This window comes from Sporosarcina pasteurii (genome assembly GCF_041295575.1).
Classification (GTDB): Bacteria; Bacillota; Bacilli; order Bacillales_A; family Planococcaceae; genus Sporosarcina; species Sporosarcina pasteurii.
This window is the reverse complement of record NZ_CP160452.1, coordinates 1,822,938-1,838,309: the sequence shown is the minus strand read 5'-3', so window position 1 is coordinate 1,838,309 and position 15,372 is coordinate 1,822,938. Positions and strand designations below refer to the sequence as shown.

General features: G+C 39.2%; 12 protein-coding genes. 10 read left to right on the top strand and 2 right to left on the bottom strand.

Annotated features, from left to right (window positions below; all coding sequences use genetic code 11):
* Positions 1-335: 335 nt before the first annotated feature.
* The 7 genes from dinG (at position 336) to AB1H92_RS08515 (ending at position 7,957) form a co-directional block, all read left to right on the top strand.
* The gene (dinG, locus tag AB1H92_RS08545; protein ID WP_115360691.1) at positions 336-3,116 is read left to right on the top strand and encodes an ATP-dependent DNA helicase DinG; all 2,781 of its coding nucleotides are present in this window, start codon (positions 336-338) and stop codon (positions 3,114-3,116) included.
* A gap of 35 nt (positions 3,117-3,151) precedes the next feature.
* A complete protein-coding gene (locus AB1H92_RS08540; protein ID WP_115360692.1) occupies positions 3,152-3,631 on the top strand; it encodes a DUF5590 domain-containing protein in 480 nt (159 codons plus the stop codon).
* Positions 3,632-3,645: 14 nt separating this feature from the next.
* Positions 3,646-4,839 carry a pyridoxal phosphate-dependent aminotransferase gene (locus AB1H92_RS08535; RefSeq protein ID WP_279587536.1) on the top strand — a complete coding sequence of 398 codons (1,194 nt, stop codon included), beginning with the start codon at positions 3,646-3,648 and terminating at the stop codon, positions 4,837-4,839.
* A gap of 33 nt (positions 4,840-4,872) precedes the next feature.
* Positions 4,873-6,168, top strand: a complete 1,296-nt coding sequence (gene asnS / locus AB1H92_RS08530; protein WP_115360694.1) for an asparagine--tRNA ligase — start codon at positions 4,873-4,875, stop codon at positions 6,166-6,168.
* An 81-nt stretch (positions 6,169-6,249) separates the two neighbouring features.
* The gene (locus AB1H92_RS08525; protein ID WP_115360695.1) at positions 6,250-6,960 is read left to right on the top strand and encodes a DnaD domain-containing protein; all 711 of its coding nucleotides are present in this window, start codon (positions 6,250-6,252) and stop codon (positions 6,958-6,960) included.
* A gap of 9 nt (positions 6,961-6,969) precedes the next feature.
* Positions 6,970-7,620: an endonuclease III gene (gene nth, locus AB1H92_RS08520; RefSeq protein ID WP_115360696.1), complete on the top strand. Its 651-nt coding sequence runs from the start codon at positions 6,970-6,972 to the stop codon at positions 7,618-7,620.
* 4 nt (positions 7,621-7,624) lie between these two features.
* Entirely contained in the window at positions 7,625-7,957 is a 333-nt protein-coding gene (locus AB1H92_RS08515) for a YpoC family protein (protein ID WP_115360697.1), read from the top strand.
* Positions 7,958-8,038: 81 nt separating this feature from the next.
* On the opposite strand, the gene AB1H92_RS08510 is transcribed toward AB1H92_RS08515, so the two are convergent.
* Together AB1H92_RS08510 and recU are read right to left on the bottom strand one after the other, a co-directional pair.
* Positions 8,039-10,642, bottom strand: coding sequence for a PBP1A family penicillin-binding protein (locus AB1H92_RS08510; protein WP_115360698.1), 2,604 nt, complete (start codon positions 10,640-10,642; stop codon positions 8,039-8,041).
* Between the two features lie 23 nt (positions 10,643-10,665).
* Positions 10,666-11,277 carry a Holliday junction resolvase RecU gene (gene recU, locus AB1H92_RS08505; RefSeq protein WP_115360699.1) on the bottom strand — a complete coding sequence of 204 codons (612 nt, stop codon included), beginning with the start codon at positions 11,275-11,277 and terminating at the stop codon, positions 10,666-10,668.
* A gap of 174 nt (positions 11,278-11,451) precedes the next feature.
* Between recU and AB1H92_RS08500 the strand changes: the two genes are divergently transcribed.
* The 3 genes from AB1H92_RS08500 to AB1H92_RS08490 are packed head-to-tail and all read left to right on the top strand — an operon-like array spanning position 11,452 to position 15,354.
* The gene (locus AB1H92_RS08500; protein ID WP_115360700.1) at positions 11,452-11,817 is read left to right on the top strand and encodes a YppE family protein; all 366 of its coding nucleotides are present in this window, start codon (positions 11,452-11,454) and stop codon (positions 11,815-11,817) included.
* Positions 11,814-14,087, top strand: coding sequence for a DEAD/DEAH box helicase (locus AB1H92_RS08495; RefSeq protein WP_115360701.1), 2,274 nt, complete (start codon positions 11,814-11,816; stop codon positions 14,085-14,087). Before AB1H92_RS08500 ends, AB1H92_RS08495 begins: the two co-directional genes overlap by 4 nt.
* The gene (locus AB1H92_RS08490) at positions 14,077-15,354 is read left to right on the top strand and encodes a ribonuclease H-like domain-containing protein (protein ID WP_115360702.1); all 1,278 of its coding nucleotides are present in this window, start codon (positions 14,077-14,079) and stop codon (positions 15,352-15,354) included. Before AB1H92_RS08495 ends, AB1H92_RS08490 begins: the two co-directional genes overlap by 11 nt.
* Positions 15,355-15,372: the final 18 nt, after the last annotated feature.

Sequence of the window (15,372 nt, the reverse complement as noted above, 5' to 3'; positions counted from 1 at the left end):
CGGCTTTTGCGAGTAAAAGCGAAGCGTTATGAGCATGAATATCTAATCGGATGCCTTAATTTCTGCAAAAACCGCAGAAATACGGCCGATCGCAATCTGCGTTTTGCGATTGGCTCACCGCACGCCCCACCGAACGCGTCCGCTCGGAACGGAAATCAACATATTTTATTTGACATTATTAAAAATGGAATACCTATCTATTCCAGAAGAGAAAATTACTGCTTAAAATAGCACCCACAAAAACTTGACTCAATCAAATGATTAAAATAACCGATTTATCGACTTCAATATGATATAATTTCGATTAGCATTGATTACAGGAAGTTGATGATTGAATGGACACAAAAACTTATGCGGTTGTCGATTTAGAAACAACGGGGCATTCTTCTGCTAAGGGAGATCGAATTATCCAAATCGCAATCGTTCTTATAAAAAACGGAAAAATTGAGCAAAGATATATGCGCTTTGTAGATCCTTGCCAAAAAATCCCGCCATTTATTCGAGAATTAACGAATATTAATGATGAGGATGTTGAAGGCGCGCCTACTTTTGAAGAAATTGCTGAGGAAGTAAGGCAGTTATTGGAAGGGACAGTTTTCGTTGCGCACAATACAGCATTCGATTTGCCTTTTTTACAAAGTGAATTTAAGCGTTGTCAAGTAGGTGAATGGTCAGGGAATCAAATTGACACTGTGGAACTGTCAAAAATTGTATTTCCGTCGCTCGCTAGTTATAGGCTGCAAGACATTGCAGAAGAACTAGGTATTCAGCTGCCGTCTGCACATCGAGCAGATGACGATGCAGAAGCGACGAGTGAGCTCCTACTTCAATGTTATGAAAAATTACATACGCTCCCGTTAGAAACATTGGAATTACTTCATAAAAGGTCGTTTAAGTTGAAATCCGATTTAGCGAGTCTGTTTTATACCGTATTAAAAAATGTCCGTGGCAAACGTCAACGCATTCAATATTCGAAGTTTCGTGGGATACCTTTTAAACCTGTAACACCAACATCAAGTATACAATATGGGGATGTTTCCTATCCCACACAAGAGGTACAGAAAACAAAGTTATTCAAAGAGGCTTTTCCAAACTTTGAAAAGAGATCTTCCCAATTTGCCTTTATGGATACCGTTTGGCGAACATTAACGGAGAAATCAGAAGTTGCAGCGGAGGTACCGACAGGAATTGGTAAAACAATTGCTTATTTATTACCAGCCGCATTTCGTTCGATTGAACAAGGCAAACCCGTCGTTATAAGCACATACACCAATTATTTAGTCGACAAAATTGTCGTAAGTGAATTAGAAAAAATCTCTAACATGCTGAACATAACACTAAAAGCGACTGTGCTTAAAGGGAGAGAGCATTATATTTCTCTCGGTAAGTTCGAGGAGTTGCATACGTTAACAGATCAATCTTACGATGAGACATTTTCGATCATGCAAATCCTCGTATGGTTAACAGAAACGACTACCGGCGATTTAGGTGAATTAACCGTTTCCGGTGGAGGCCAATTATTTATCGATCGAATTAGAAATCGTTCAGTTAGCGTGTCAAATGAAGAGCGTGAAGTTGATTATTATAGGCAGCATTTGCAGGCGTGCGAAAATTCAAATTTTATTATTACAAATCATGCGATGTTGCTGTCAGATATCAATCGAACGGAGCCGATTTTTGATAATATTGCTGGTTTAGTTGTAGATGAAGCGCATCAACTCGTTCATACTGCCGCAAGACTTAGTGAAACTGTGTTTTCTTATACAACGTGGAAATATATTATGGGGCAACTTACTTCTACTGCTGAGGGACAGTTGCTTTCAGAAATCATGACATTAGCCGACAGATTAGGCGTGTCCATTCCGAAAATAGAGACGATCATGAGTTCATTTGAGCAGTTTACAACTGTGTTTGATGAAGTGGCGAATCAATTGGCCTATTTCGTTCCATCAACGATAAAAAAGCAAGTAGGCCATCGAAAAACTTTCGCACTCAACGAATTACAAAATATGCGAAAGCAATATGAGAAAGTATCTACACTTATGTTCGAGTACCTTGATTTCGCTGAAAGTATCGAAAGGCGCTTTGCCATTCATACATCGAATATGACGAAAAGCGAATGTGCATTAATTGCAGAATGGTCCTACTGGGTAAGAGAACTTAAAATAAAAGCAGGTGAATGGGTTGAACTCTTTTTAGAACATGACCCACAAAAATACGCCATTTGGATTGAAAGGGATCAACGGAGTTTACCTAGTAGTTTAATGGCGATCCGACATCCGCTTGATAGCTCAGCCACCATTCAAAAGTTTACCGAGCGTTTAAAAGTAAATCGAACAGGGATTATCTGGACATCTGGGACGCTAGCGATAGGCCAAAGAACGAGATACATTCCAACGCAATTAGGTTTGGATGAAACCGTACCGCTTGAAGTATTTGAAGCACCAACGGATTTTTACAATGGGGCAGAAATGTATATTGTGAACAATATGCCTGATATTCAACAAGTTTCTCAATCAGATTATATTGAAGAAGTTGCGAATGCGGTGATTCAGACAACAATGGCAACCGGCGGAAGATTATTTGTGCTCTTTACGTCAAGAGATATGATGAAGAAAACATATGAGTTAATTATCGATAGTGAACAATTGGAAGAATATGCGCTCTTTGCACAAGGTATTTCGGGCGGCAGCCGGATGAAATTATTAAAATCATTTCATCAGTTTAATCAGTCCGTTTTATTTGGAACTAGTAGTTTCTGGGAAGGCGTGGACGTTCCGGGAGACGCACTGTCAGCAGTTATTGTTGTTCGGTTGCCTTTCACTTCACCAGAAGATCCAATCTTTAAAGCAAATGCGGAGAAATTAACAGCGGAAGGAAAAAATCCTTTTACCGAGTATGCGTTGCCAGAAGCAGTCATGCGTATGCGCCAAGGGTTTGGAAGGCTTATTCGTTCATCGTCTGACAAAGGTGCGTTTATTATTTTGGATAGAAGAATTGAGGCAAAATCATACGGGAAACACTTTATTGATGCTTTGCCAAATGTCCATGTGAAAAAAGTACCGCTTGAAGTAATGGTGTATGAACTCGAAAATTGCTATAATAAACGTAGGTGAAAAAGTGTTAGAAGATTCCTGGGACGTGAGTAAACATGTTAAATTGGGTTAAATTTATTTCGGCCTTCCTATTCGCATTGGTCACGGTTATTGTCATTACTGTTTTTTACAATGCGAATAAACCGATAGCTACTGTAAAAGATACAGCGGCAGAAGCGGCCGTCCGTTCAGGGCAAATCATGACAGTTGACGCCATCCAACCCTATAATGGGACAGAATCAATGGTCACTGTATTCGGGGTAAATCAAGATGGTGAAAAAGTCGCGGTGTTTGTGAATGAACAAGATGAAAAAAATTTTCAAGAAGTTAAGCTAGCGGATGGCGTCTCCAAAGAACAAGCACTCCAAACAGTTTTTAAAGAGCATCAGGTAGATAAAGTTTTACATGTCCAATTAGGGATTGAGGAGAACGAACCGATTTGGGAAGTTGCCTTTAAAAATGATAGTGGTAAATTGAATTATGTATACATTCTCTTTAAGGATGGAGAATGGACTAAAAGAATTTTAAATTTATAGGGGGAGAGATGGAATTGAACAATCGCTTAGCATCTAGAGTAAATACTTTAACGCCTTCAACAACTTTAGCTATTACGGCAAAAGCAAAGGAAATGAGAGAGTCAGGAATTGACGTCATTGGTCTTGGCGCGGGTGAACCTGACTTTAACACACCAGAGAATATATTGTCTGCTGCAATCGATTCAATGAAAGATGGTAAAACGAAATATACGCCTTCTGGTGGTTTACTCGAATTGAAAGATGCGGTCATTGCCAAATTAGAAAGAGACCAGGGGCTTACATATGAGCGTGGTGAAGTGATGATTGGCGTTGGGGCAAAACATGTATTATATACACTTTTCCAAGTGACATTAAACCCAGGCGATGAAGTTATTATTCCAACACCTTATTGGGTAAGCTACCCTGAACAAGTGAAATTAGCAGGTGGCGTACCCGTACATATCGAAGGAACGACAGCAGCGAATTTCAAAGTAACAGCAGAGCAAATTGAAAATGCTGTGACAGATAAAACGAAAGCGATTATCATCAATTCACCAGGTAATCCAACTGGAATGATCTATACGAGAGAAGAACTTGAAAGCATCGTTCAAGTGTGTAAAGAGAAAGATATTTTAATCGTATCAGATGAAATTTATGAAAAACTAATTTACGATGGAAATGAACATATTTCACCTGCACAATTATCTGAGGATGCGAAAAAACGTACATTAATTATTAACGGTGTCTCAAAATCGCATTCTATGACAGGTTGGAGAATTGGGTACGTTGCTGGAGATGCTGAAATTGTAAAAGCGATGACGAACCTTGCAAGTCATTCAACATCAAATCCAACGACAACTGCACAATACGCTGCGCTTGAAGCGTATAATGGACCACAAGATACAGTTGAAGAGATGCGTAAAGATTTCGAAGCGAGATTAGACAAAGTTCATCCACAGCTGGCAGAAATTCCAGGTTTCCATGTATTAAAACCACAAGGCGCGTTTTACTTGTTACCAGATGTTACTGAAGCACTGGAGAAGACGGGCTTTGCAAATGTAGATGATTTTGCTGCAGCACTATTAACTGAAGCGAATGTTGCGATTATTCCGGGCTCAGGCTTCGGAGCACCAAATACAATTCGTTTATCCTACGCAACATCTATTGAGTTAATTGAAGAAGCAATTCGCCGCATCCATCAATTTGTTAAAGATAATTGGAAAGAGTAAAAAGTTCTAGTAGTATCAATTTCGGAGGTTATTATGAAAACAATTATGATTCATGAAATGGCAGACCATGTCGGAGAAACAGTGCGTATCGGCGCATGGCTTGCGAATAAACGTTCAAGCGGTAAAATCGCATTTTTACAATTACGAGACGGTTCTGGTTTCGTACAGGGCGTCGTTGTAAAAGAAGTAGTAGGAGAAGAAATTTTCAAAACAGCAAGAGGGATTTCACAGGAAACCTCACTATATATCACTGGAGAAGTCGTAGTCGATGAAAGATCATCATTTGGCTATGAATTACAAGTGAGCGACGTCAAAATCATTAAAGAAGCAGTAGATTATCCAATTACGCCAAAAAACCATGGAACAGAATTTTTAATGGACAATCGTCATCTTTGGTTACGTTCACGTAAGCAACATGCAGTTATGAAAGTTCGCGATGAAATTATCCGCGCGACATATGAGTTTTTCCATATGAATGGCTTCGTCAAAGTTGACCCGCCAATTTTAACAGGTTCTTCACCTGAAGGTACATCAGATTTATTTGAAACAAATTACTTTGATGAAAAAGCTTATTTATCACAATCCGGTCAGTTGTATATGGAAGCTGCGGCGATGGCACTAGGAAAAGTATTTTCATTTGGACCCACTTTCCGTGCAGAGAAATCAAGCACACGTCGTCACTTAATCGAGTTTTGGATGATTGAGCCTGAAATGGCTTTTGTTGAACACGCGGAAAGCTTAGAAGTACAAGAACAATATGTGTCACATATCGTTCAATCTGTCCTTCAAAACTGTCCATTAGAACTTGAGAGACTTGGCCGTGATGTATCGAAACTTGAAAAAATTCAAGCGCCATTCCCACGTATTTCATATGACGATGCAATTGAATTTTTACATGAAAAAGGTTTTGATGATATTCAGTGGGGCGATGATTTCGGTGCACCTCATGAAACTGCAATTGCAGAAAGTTATGATATGCCTGTATTTATTACACATTATCCAATCGGCATTAAACCATTCTACATGCAGCCACATCCAGACCGAGATGATGTCGTATTATGTGCAGATTTAATTGCACCTGAAGGATACGGCGAAATTATCGGCGGTTCAGAACGAATTTATGATTATGAGCTGATGAAACAACGTATTAAAGAACATAATCTAGATGAAGAGGCGTACAAATGGTATCTTGATCTATCTAAATACGGAGCAGTCCCACACTCAGGCTTCGGGCTTGGACTTGAACGAACAGTTGCCTGGATTTCAGGTGTAGAACACGTTCGCGAAACAAACCCATTCCCACGTTTATTAAATAGATTGTATCCATAATTTAAATAGAAACTCTTGTAAAATCGGTGGAAATTTTTTTCACCGATTTTATTGACGATTTATATAAAAAGGAGTATAGCTATGCAACCAGACGAAAGACTCCATCTGTGGATTGAACAGGGAAGTGTCAATATTTCACAGCTCTTTTTTCACAATTATAAACAGCTTCAAATTGAAGACCTAGATGCGATGCTGATTATGCAAATGACAGCTTTTCGAGCAGAAGGAAACCTATTCCCGACGCCTAAAGACTTTGCAAATCGAATGCATTTAACAGAAAATGAAGTAACGGTTATTTTACAAAGACTAATGCAGCGCGGTTTTCTTCAAATTGTGCAAAGTCGCGATGAACAAGGCGTGCTACATGAAGTGTTTTCACTCTCGCCGTTATGGAATCGTTTAACCGATAAGAAAATTCTTGTGAAAGAAGAAGAGGAAGAACAGGAAGATAAAATTGAGGAAGGCGAGTTATTCAAGTTATTTGAGCAAGAATTCGGACGCTTTTTATCTCCAATGGAAACAGAATCAATTTCGATGTGGCTCGATGAAGACGGACACTCTACTGATATCATTCGGGCGGCACTTAGGGAAGCTGTAATTGCACAAAAAGTGAGTCTTCGATACATTGACCGTATTTTATTTGAGTGGAAAAAGAAAAATGTAAAATCAATGGCAGATGTTGAACGTCAGGCTAAAAAATTCAGAACGACTGGTGTTCGACCATCAGAACAAGAGAAAACTGTGAGGGTGAAAAGAGTACCCTTTTATAATTGGTTGGAAGAGCGAGAGTAGGGGGATAACATGTTAACGAAGAAGAACTGGGAATTTTGCCTTGAACAATTTGCGGAAATGTTTCCTGATGCGCATTGTGAATTAGTCCATGATAACGCTTTTGAATTATTAGTTGCAACGCTTCTTTCTGCACAATGTACAGATGTACTCGTGAACCGTGTTACCGCAGAGTTGTTTAAAAAATATAAAACTCCGGAAGATTACGTAGCCGTAGAAATTGAAGAATTACAAAACGATATCCGGTCGATTGGATTATATCGCAACAAATCTAAAAATATTCAAGCGCTTAGCCAATTGCTGATTGATGAATACGGCGGAGAGGTGCCTGCAGATCGGGATTTATTAATGACTTTTCCAGGGGTAGGTAGGAAGACAGCGAATGTCGTTGTCTCCAATGCATTCGGTATTCCGGCATTAGCTGTTGACACACATGTCGAGAGGGTAGCGAAAAGATTAGGGATGAATCGCTGGAAAGATTCACCGCTAGCTGTTGAAGAGAAAATAATGCGTTGGACACCAAAAGACAATTGGACAGACACACATCATCAAATTATTTTCTTTGGAAGATATCATTGTAAAGCGCAAAATCCTGGCTGTGACGTTTGTCCATTGTTATCGATTTGTAGAGAAGGAAAAAAACGGATGAAGGCGAGGGCATAAGGAGATGAATCGCTTTTCTAAAGACTTACTAAAACCTTATTTTGAGCCGTGGGACAATGTGAAAGAAGCAATTGAACAAATGTATGAGGAAAACAATCCAGGAAAAATCGAGCAAATGGAACAATCAATTCAACAGTATATCCAATTATTGGAGTATGGTGGAACCGAAATAAATGACCTGACTGGAAAAAATGAGTATATTTTACTACCGTTAAACGGTAGTGAGCGACTTGAATTTATTAAAAAACAAATACATAGCCGGTATGCCTTTGTTCAATTATCTGCTTTATTTGATGAAACAAGAAAGAAAGCAGCTCGACTATCCGTGACTCATTGATCAACCATTTACGAATAATTTTAAATTAAAAGCTGCAATCACATATAGATTGCAGCTTTTTTAATGGATACTTATTTTAAATTAAGGTTGTTCATCCTCGTTCTCATCATTGATTTCATCATCCGGGGGAGTGCCTGTGTCGGCGCCCTGCTCCTCATCTTCCCGGTTTCCTTCATTATTATTTCCGGAATTTCCTTGACTTCCATTATTTCCGTTGTTGCCATTGTCGCCATTATTCCCGTTATTCCCTTGATTTCCATCTTCACCTGGCGACTTTCCATTGTTATCTTCTTCAGGTGGTGTATTCTCTTCATCAGGATTTGTTTCAGGTTCTTCTTCGGGCTCTTCTTCAGGAATTACTTCCTCTTCACCATCAACTTTGAGCGTCGTAGAAATGGCATCACTCTTCAGTTCACCGACTGAAGCGACAACGCTAAAGGTGTAGGTTGACCCACGATTGACATCGGTGAATGCTAAGGCAAATTCTTTTGTTCTAGCCACTTCTATTGTTTCGCCGCCGTCAATATTCGCACTTACTATAAATTCAACATCGCCTTCAATCAGTTCTGAATCAGGGCTTTCATGTTCCCATGTTAACGTGATGGACTCATTTTCTTCATTGAATGTAGCGCTTAAATTAGACGGTGCATTTAATACAACTTCTGGTTTAGCTACTTCTTGTGGCACAGAGCCTTTTACGAATAATTCTGTTCGTTTCATACTTGCAGGAATTGCTGGACTTGCTTTCATTAATGGGTTAGAAAGGTACACAACTTCGACTTCTTCTACAGAAGATGGCTTTTGGAAACGTGGTGTTTCGATATTAGCTGAAATATCTTTCATAACTCCTTTAAATAAATCTCTTGGTATCATCCTTTGTCCTTGCCAACTAGTCATCGGTGTTCGGTCTTTATATCCGCCCCATGCAGCGACTGTATAGCGTGTAGAATAGCCTACAAACCAAGAATCTCTTGCTTCGTTCGTTGTACCTGTTTTACCTGCGATATCGAGACCAGGTACATTTGCATTCTGTCCTGTTGCCCCTGGTTTTGTAAAGACATCCCTTAGCATATCCGTTATCATATATGCGGTGGAATCTTTCATCGCCACAACCGATTTAGGTTTCAAGTTTTTTTCTGTTTTACCGTCACGCATGACAATTTTATTAATAGAATACGGTTTTGTATAAACACCGTTATTTCCGAATGCTGCATATGCGCCTGCAAGATCAACTGTTGAAAATTCCTCTGTGGTTCCGCCAAGTGCTGATGCTTCATGGGCATCTCCTAGTTTGATACCTAACTTGGCTGCAAAGCTCATTGCGTCATTTTTATCTACTTCTTTGAATGTTTTAACTGCAGTTACGTTACTAGATTGATAAAGTCCTTCGCGTATTGTCATGGGACCTTTAAAACCAGGATAAGCATTGCCTAGAGATTTTCCGTTTGGATACTTATAAGGCTCATCTACAACAACCTGACCAGTTGACCAATTTAAATATTCAATCGCCGGTCCATAAGATAAAATCGGTTTCATCGTTGAGCCGAGTTGCCGTTTTTCTTGGCGGGCAAAGTTTGTACCATATGAATAGTCGCGCGAACCAATTGCAACAATCCCACCTGTTTGTGTATCCAGTACTGTCATTCCTGATTGAATTTTATCGTCGACATAAATACTTGGATTATTAATACTTTCCTCAACAATTCGTTGCGCTGATGGATTGAATGTCGTATGAATTTGTACACCATCATTAATAATGTCACCGTACCCAGCTTGTTCCAACTCATTCAGAACAACATCAAGTAAGATAGGGTACTTAAAGTTGTTTGCAACTCTTTCTTCTTCTGGACGCAAGGTAGACGTTACATCGGTTGCTTGTGCTGCTTCCATTTCTTCTTTTGTAATTTTTTTATGCTGATGCATTAAAGATAAAACAATATTTCTTCGTTTTTCTGCACGTTCAGGATTATTGTAAGGGTTATATCCATTTGGACTTTGAGGAAGTCCAGCTAGCATAGCAACTTCATGTAATTCTAGTTCATCTAATTTTTTGCCGTAAAAATAATCGGCAGCCGTGCCAAAACCGTATTGGTTACCTGACATTAAAATTTTATTGAAATACATTTCAAAGATTTCTTCTTTTTCGTAGTTTCTTTCCAATTGAAAAGCCAGCCATGCTTCCTGTGCTTTTCTTTTTAGTGTTTTATCATGTGTTAGAAAAGAGTTTTTAATGACCTGCTGTGTTAACGTACTTGCGCCTTCTGAACCGAATCCTCTTTTAAAGTTTGCAATTACTGCACCGCCTAATCGGTAAAAATCCATTCCATGGTGCTTATAAAAACGTACGTCCTCAGTTGCGAGAATAGCATCTTCCATTAATTTGGGGATATCTTCGTAATTCACATATTCCCGTTTTTCTGAGCCGGTTGTATACATCAGTTCGCCATTCGCATATAAAATTTCGGATGATAATGGATCTCGAAGTAATTCTTCGTCTAGTTTAGGTGCTGAACTTGCGTAAAATGCAAATAAACCTAAACCACTAATCAGTCCGATAAACCCAATTGCAACGAGTGCTAAAAAGATTTTTTTAATTAGACCTTTATTGTTTCTGGGTTTTTGATTTTTGTTGTTTTGTTGTTGAGCCCTTCGTCGTTCTGTTCTTGAATTTATTTGATCGCTCATATTGTTTCCTGCCTTTCAATCATTTACTCTTCATTGTTCATTAATGTAGTGATACCTTTCAAATAGTCTATCGTTGGCATTAAACCGATTTTAATTTCAATGGCTTCTTGTTCGAACTCTTTGAGTGGAATCGATTTTCTTCCGCCATCTTTCATTCTAGTCCACTTTTGCATCATCATTTCATAGGGAACGATGAAGTATCGATCTAGTGATGAAAAACGAATAATTAAAAATGTAATGCCATGTTGTTCCTGTACACGTTTCATATGTTCCACTTGATGAGCATGTATATTTTGAAGTGGAAAAGAGGTTTTACTTTTCGTTTCTTTCGCCTCAAAGTCAATATATTTTCCATTCCATACGCCGTTATAATCTGTTGTTGACGGTGTCCGATAATAAGCTTCGGTAATTACTGCCGCACTGCGAGATGGATAATTTACATTGACTACTTGTATCGGTATTGGTTTTTTATGGATGACAGCAATGTTTCTACTTAGATAGTATTCATTGGAATCGTTCAGTTCATCCTCTAAGGTTTTCCCTCGATTACTATACGTATCATTGTGCACAATTTGACGCTCCGTCGCCGCTCTAACTGGCCTATATCGTTTCCCATTCGGATAACGTATCGTCATCTCCATCACCTCACATCTACTAATCATACCATAAGCATAAGACGGACGAATAACAACAAAGTTTCAAAATGATAAAGAAAAATTTAAAGTTGGAGGAATGCACGTTCGTTAACTGTTGGTGAACCACCCTAGAATCTGTTAAAATGACAGTAGGACTCAGAAAGGTGATGTGTGATGAGTTTAATAGAAAAGTGTGAAATACTACTTGCTGTCTGCGCAGAATGTCGCCAACGGCATACAGACATGAGAGAACAAGATAGAGAACCAGATTTTTTTAATGAAGTAAAACCTTATGCAGATAAATATCATGCTTTATTAGATGAATGGGCAGAAGAATCCTACGAATGGATAAAAGTAGCAAAGCCTAAATATACCCATCCTGTACAAATTGAAACACTTACTGATGGGATGAAACAATTTATCGTTCAATCTTTTTACAAAAAAACGGGATTGAAGCGATTTGTGCAATCTATCCAGTCTGCAGAATATACGCTGAAAACTTTTATTGATGCATTGGAAAGGGAAGGAGAAGGAAAATGACATCGATTCATACAGTGTTAGAAACATTGCGAACGGACCCGGACTTTTCCAGAAACGTCATGCATCATAGAACGATTGAGGAGAAGCCGGCTTCATACAGCGAGTTTCCAAATGTATTACATCGATCTATTCGTAAAGCCTTAGCCACTAAAGGAATTGAGCAGCTTTACAGTCATCAACGCGAAGCATTCGATGCAACCTATAATGGACAATCGATTACTGCTGTTACCCCAACAGCGTCAGGAAAATCACTTTGTTATCATTTACCGGTTTTACAAAGTATTTTGGAAGATTCCTCCTCGAGAGCGATTTATCTTTTTCCTACAAAAGCTCTTGCACAAGATCAGTTAGCAGATTTGCATGGATTCATTGAAGCGAGTGAAGAAACCATTTTAAGCTATACGTATGATGGAGACACTGCACCAGGACTCCGTACGAAAGTGAGAAAGTCGGGGCATATCGTATTAACAAATCCAGATATGCTCCATTCTGGGATATTGCCACATCATACAAAATGGGTATCTTTATTTGAAAATTTAAAGTATATCGTCGTCGATGAACTACATACCTATAAAGGTGTTTTCGGCAGTCATGTGGCACATGTATTACGCAGATTAAAGCGGATATGTAACTATTACGGGAGTGATCCTGTCTTTATTTGTACGTCAGCAACCATCGCGAATCCCGCAGAACTAGCCAAGTCATTGACGAATACAGAGATGCGCTTAATTTCAAATAACGGGGCACCGGCTGGAAGAAAACATTTCATCTTTTATAATCCACCGATTATCCATCCGACATTTGGTGTTCGTAGAAGCGCGGCGCTCGAAGTTCGCGATCTTGCTTCATTGCTCTACAGAGAAGGCGTCCAAACGATTGTCTTTGCGAAAAGTCGCGTCAGAGTAGAAATGCTCGTCACGTATATGAAAGAGTTAACGAAGAAAAAATTGTTTGACGAGACCGTAATGGGGTATAGAGGCGGGTATCTGCCTTCAGAACGAAGAAAGATTGAAAAAGGTTTACGAGAAGGCAACATTAAAACGGTTGTCAGTACGAATGCACTTGAACTTGGCATCGATATCGGACAGCTGCAAGCTTGTATTATGACGGGATATCCAGGAAATATTGCAAGTGCACTCCAACAAGCAGGACGGGCAGGGAGAAGACAAGATGAAGCTTTAATTATTTATGTCGCTCAGTCTACCGCGCTCGATCAATATATTATCGAACATCCTGATTACCTTCTTGGTCAAGCACCAGAAGAAGCAAGAATTCATCCCGATAATATGTTTATCCTCATGGACCATTTGAAATGCGCTTCATTTGAATTACCATTTACGATGGATGAGGCATACGGGGAATTTGAAGTGCAACAATTACTAGCATTCTTAGAAAGTGAAGGGGTTTTAATTCAAACATCAGAGAAGTGGCATTGGATGACGGACCAGTTTCCTGCAAACAATATAAGCCTTCGCTCTGCGGCGCAAGAAAATGTCGTCATTATTGATAGAACAACACCAAAAGAAACAACTGTTATTGGTGAAATGGACCGCTTTAGCGCGCTTACCTTACTTCATGAAGAAGCCATTTATATTCACCAAGGAACTCAATACCAAGTAGAAGAATTAGATTGGGAAGAAAAGAAAGCATATGTCACGGAAGTCGATGTAGATTACTTCACTGACGCAAATTTAGCAGTAGAAGTAAAAGTAATGAATGAAGATGAATCGACGCAGTTCGAGCAGCATACGACTGCTTACGGTGATTTAGCAGTTCTTGCGATGACCACGATTTTCAAGAAAATTCGATTCGGCACCCATGATAATATCGGGTCAGGACCTATATCGCTCCCTGCTGTAGAATTACATACGACAGGAACCTGGTATGCTTTTGATGTTCCGGAAGGGTGGTCTGAAGCAAAGTTAACAGATGCGATGACCGGAACAGCTTATGCAATTCAATCTTTTATTCCATTATTTGTAAGATGTGACCGATCGGATATTCATGTAATGCCACAAGTTAAAGCTGTGCATACAAAAAAACCGACCTTTTTTATTTATGATAGTTATCCAGGCGGTATCGGCTTAAGTGAAAAAATTTATAAACGCTGGTATGAATTACTAGAACAAGCAGCTGAGCATATAGAAAGTTGTCTATGTGATCACGGGTGTCCGGTTTGTATCGGTGCGCAGGAAAGTGAAATTAGCGTAAAAAATGATGTCATTTCACTTCTTTATGCAGTAACAGGGGGCGAAAGGCGTGTCCTATGAACAAAAGTTAATGGCAATGAAAAAAATGCTCACTAAAAAGCCAAAGCCAACAAAGAAAACAAAACGTGATCCGGTAATTCCTCCTGCGCCACCTTACGAAAAGAATTGGTTGAAGACAGGATTAATCAAGGAAGAGAATCAGTTTGGGGTTGTTTATAAACGGATTGTGGAATATGACGAAACTTATTACCACGGAAATAAAAAAATAGGTGATCTGCAGTCAACACTAGAAAAGTGGAAACGTTTTGATCGTGAACATCCGTTAGCCCCAAAAGGCACAAATAAGCTTGTTTTTTTTGATACAGAAACAACAGGGCTAAAGGGAGCGGGAACGCTTATTTTTTTGCTTGGATTCATGGAGCAAGTGGAGAATGGATTTCGGATGACCCAATACGTTCTACCAGGACCTGATCATGAAGCGGCTTTTTTATATGCCTCAAAGTTATGGAAAGAGGAAATGACGCTTATTACGTATAACGGAAAAAGTTTTGATTTACCTCAAGTAGAAACTAGATGGACGATGAATCGCCAAAAGCTCCCGAAGCTGTTAACCCATCATCAAATTGATTTACTTCACGGGGCAAGACGTGTATGGAAAGCTGAGTTAGATACATTTAAACTTACGTCCATAGAAGAAAAACAGCTGCACTTTTACCGCGAAGGAGATATCCCGGGCCATTTAGCCCCGATTATTTATCAAGATGCGGTGAAAAGTGGGCAGGCAGAAACATTAATGAAAGTGCTTAAACATAATGAATGGGATATCCTTTCCCTTGTAACACTTTATATTCGTGCGACGAATCTAATCTTGGAGACAACAATTCCCGAAACGGCAATTACACATACAAATATCGGCAAATGGTTTGCTGATTTGAAACATTATGACGATAGCGCGTACTTCTTTAAAGAGGTCATTGAAAAATACGGTTCAGACCATGCGATGTCGCATTATCATTATGGGTTCATTTTAAAAAGGAATGAAGCATACGATAAAGCTGTACAATCGTTCAATATTGCAGCAAAACAGTTAGGCGGGAGAGAAAGAATCATTGCGTTAGAGGAAGTGGCGAAGTTACAGGAGCATAAATTGAAAAATTTAGCTGCGGCATTAGAAGTAACAAGAAATGCGATGAGTTTTATTGATAAGGATTCAGAACTGACAAAACGATTTCGTACTCGAGCAGAAAGAGATTTCCTAAAGCGGGAAATGAGGTTAATAAGAAAAATATTTCCCGGGGAAGCGCAGAAAACGACAAAAGCAGACTGAGTTGCTTAGTCAATTTCA

What these genes read in the sequence shown, in the direction of transcription:
- recU (WP_115360699.1), bottom strand. Translation starts at nt 11,277, where the DNA reads ATGACGATACGTTATCCGAATGGGAAACGATATAGGCCAGTTAGAGCG.
- AB1H92_RS08525 (WP_115360695.1), top strand. Translation starts at nt 6,250, where the DNA reads ATGCAACCAGACGAAAGACTCCATCTGTGGATTGAACAGGGAAGTGTC.
- AB1H92_RS08510 (WP_115360698.1), bottom strand. Translation starts at nt 10,642, where the DNA reads ATGAGCGATCAAATAAATTCAAGAACAGAACGACGAAGGGCTCAACAA.
- AB1H92_RS08495 (WP_115360701.1), top strand. Translation starts at nt 11,814, where the DNA reads ATGACATCGATTCATACAGTGTTAGAAACATTGCGAACGGACCCGGAC.
- nth (WP_115360696.1), top strand. Translation starts at nt 6,970, where the DNA reads ATGTTAACGAAGAAGAACTGGGAATTTTGCCTTGAACAATTTGCGGAA.
- AB1H92_RS08500 (WP_115360700.1), top strand. Translation starts at nt 11,452, where the DNA reads ATGAGTTTAATAGAAAAGTGTGAAATACTACTTGCTGTCTGCGCAGAA.
- asnS (WP_115360694.1), top strand. Translation starts at nt 4,873, where the DNA reads ATGAAAACAATTATGATTCATGAAATGGCAGACCATGTCGGAGAAACA.
- AB1H92_RS08540 (WP_115360692.1), top strand. Translation starts at nt 3,152, where the DNA reads ATGTTAAATTGGGTTAAATTTATTTCGGCCTTCCTATTCGCATTGGTC.
- AB1H92_RS08515 (WP_115360697.1), top strand. Translation starts at nt 7,625, where the DNA reads ATGAATCGCTTTTCTAAAGACTTACTAAAACCTTATTTTGAGCCGTGG.
- dinG (WP_115360691.1), top strand. Translation starts at nt 336, where the DNA reads ATGGACACAAAAACTTATGCGGTTGTCGATTTAGAAACAACGGGGCAT.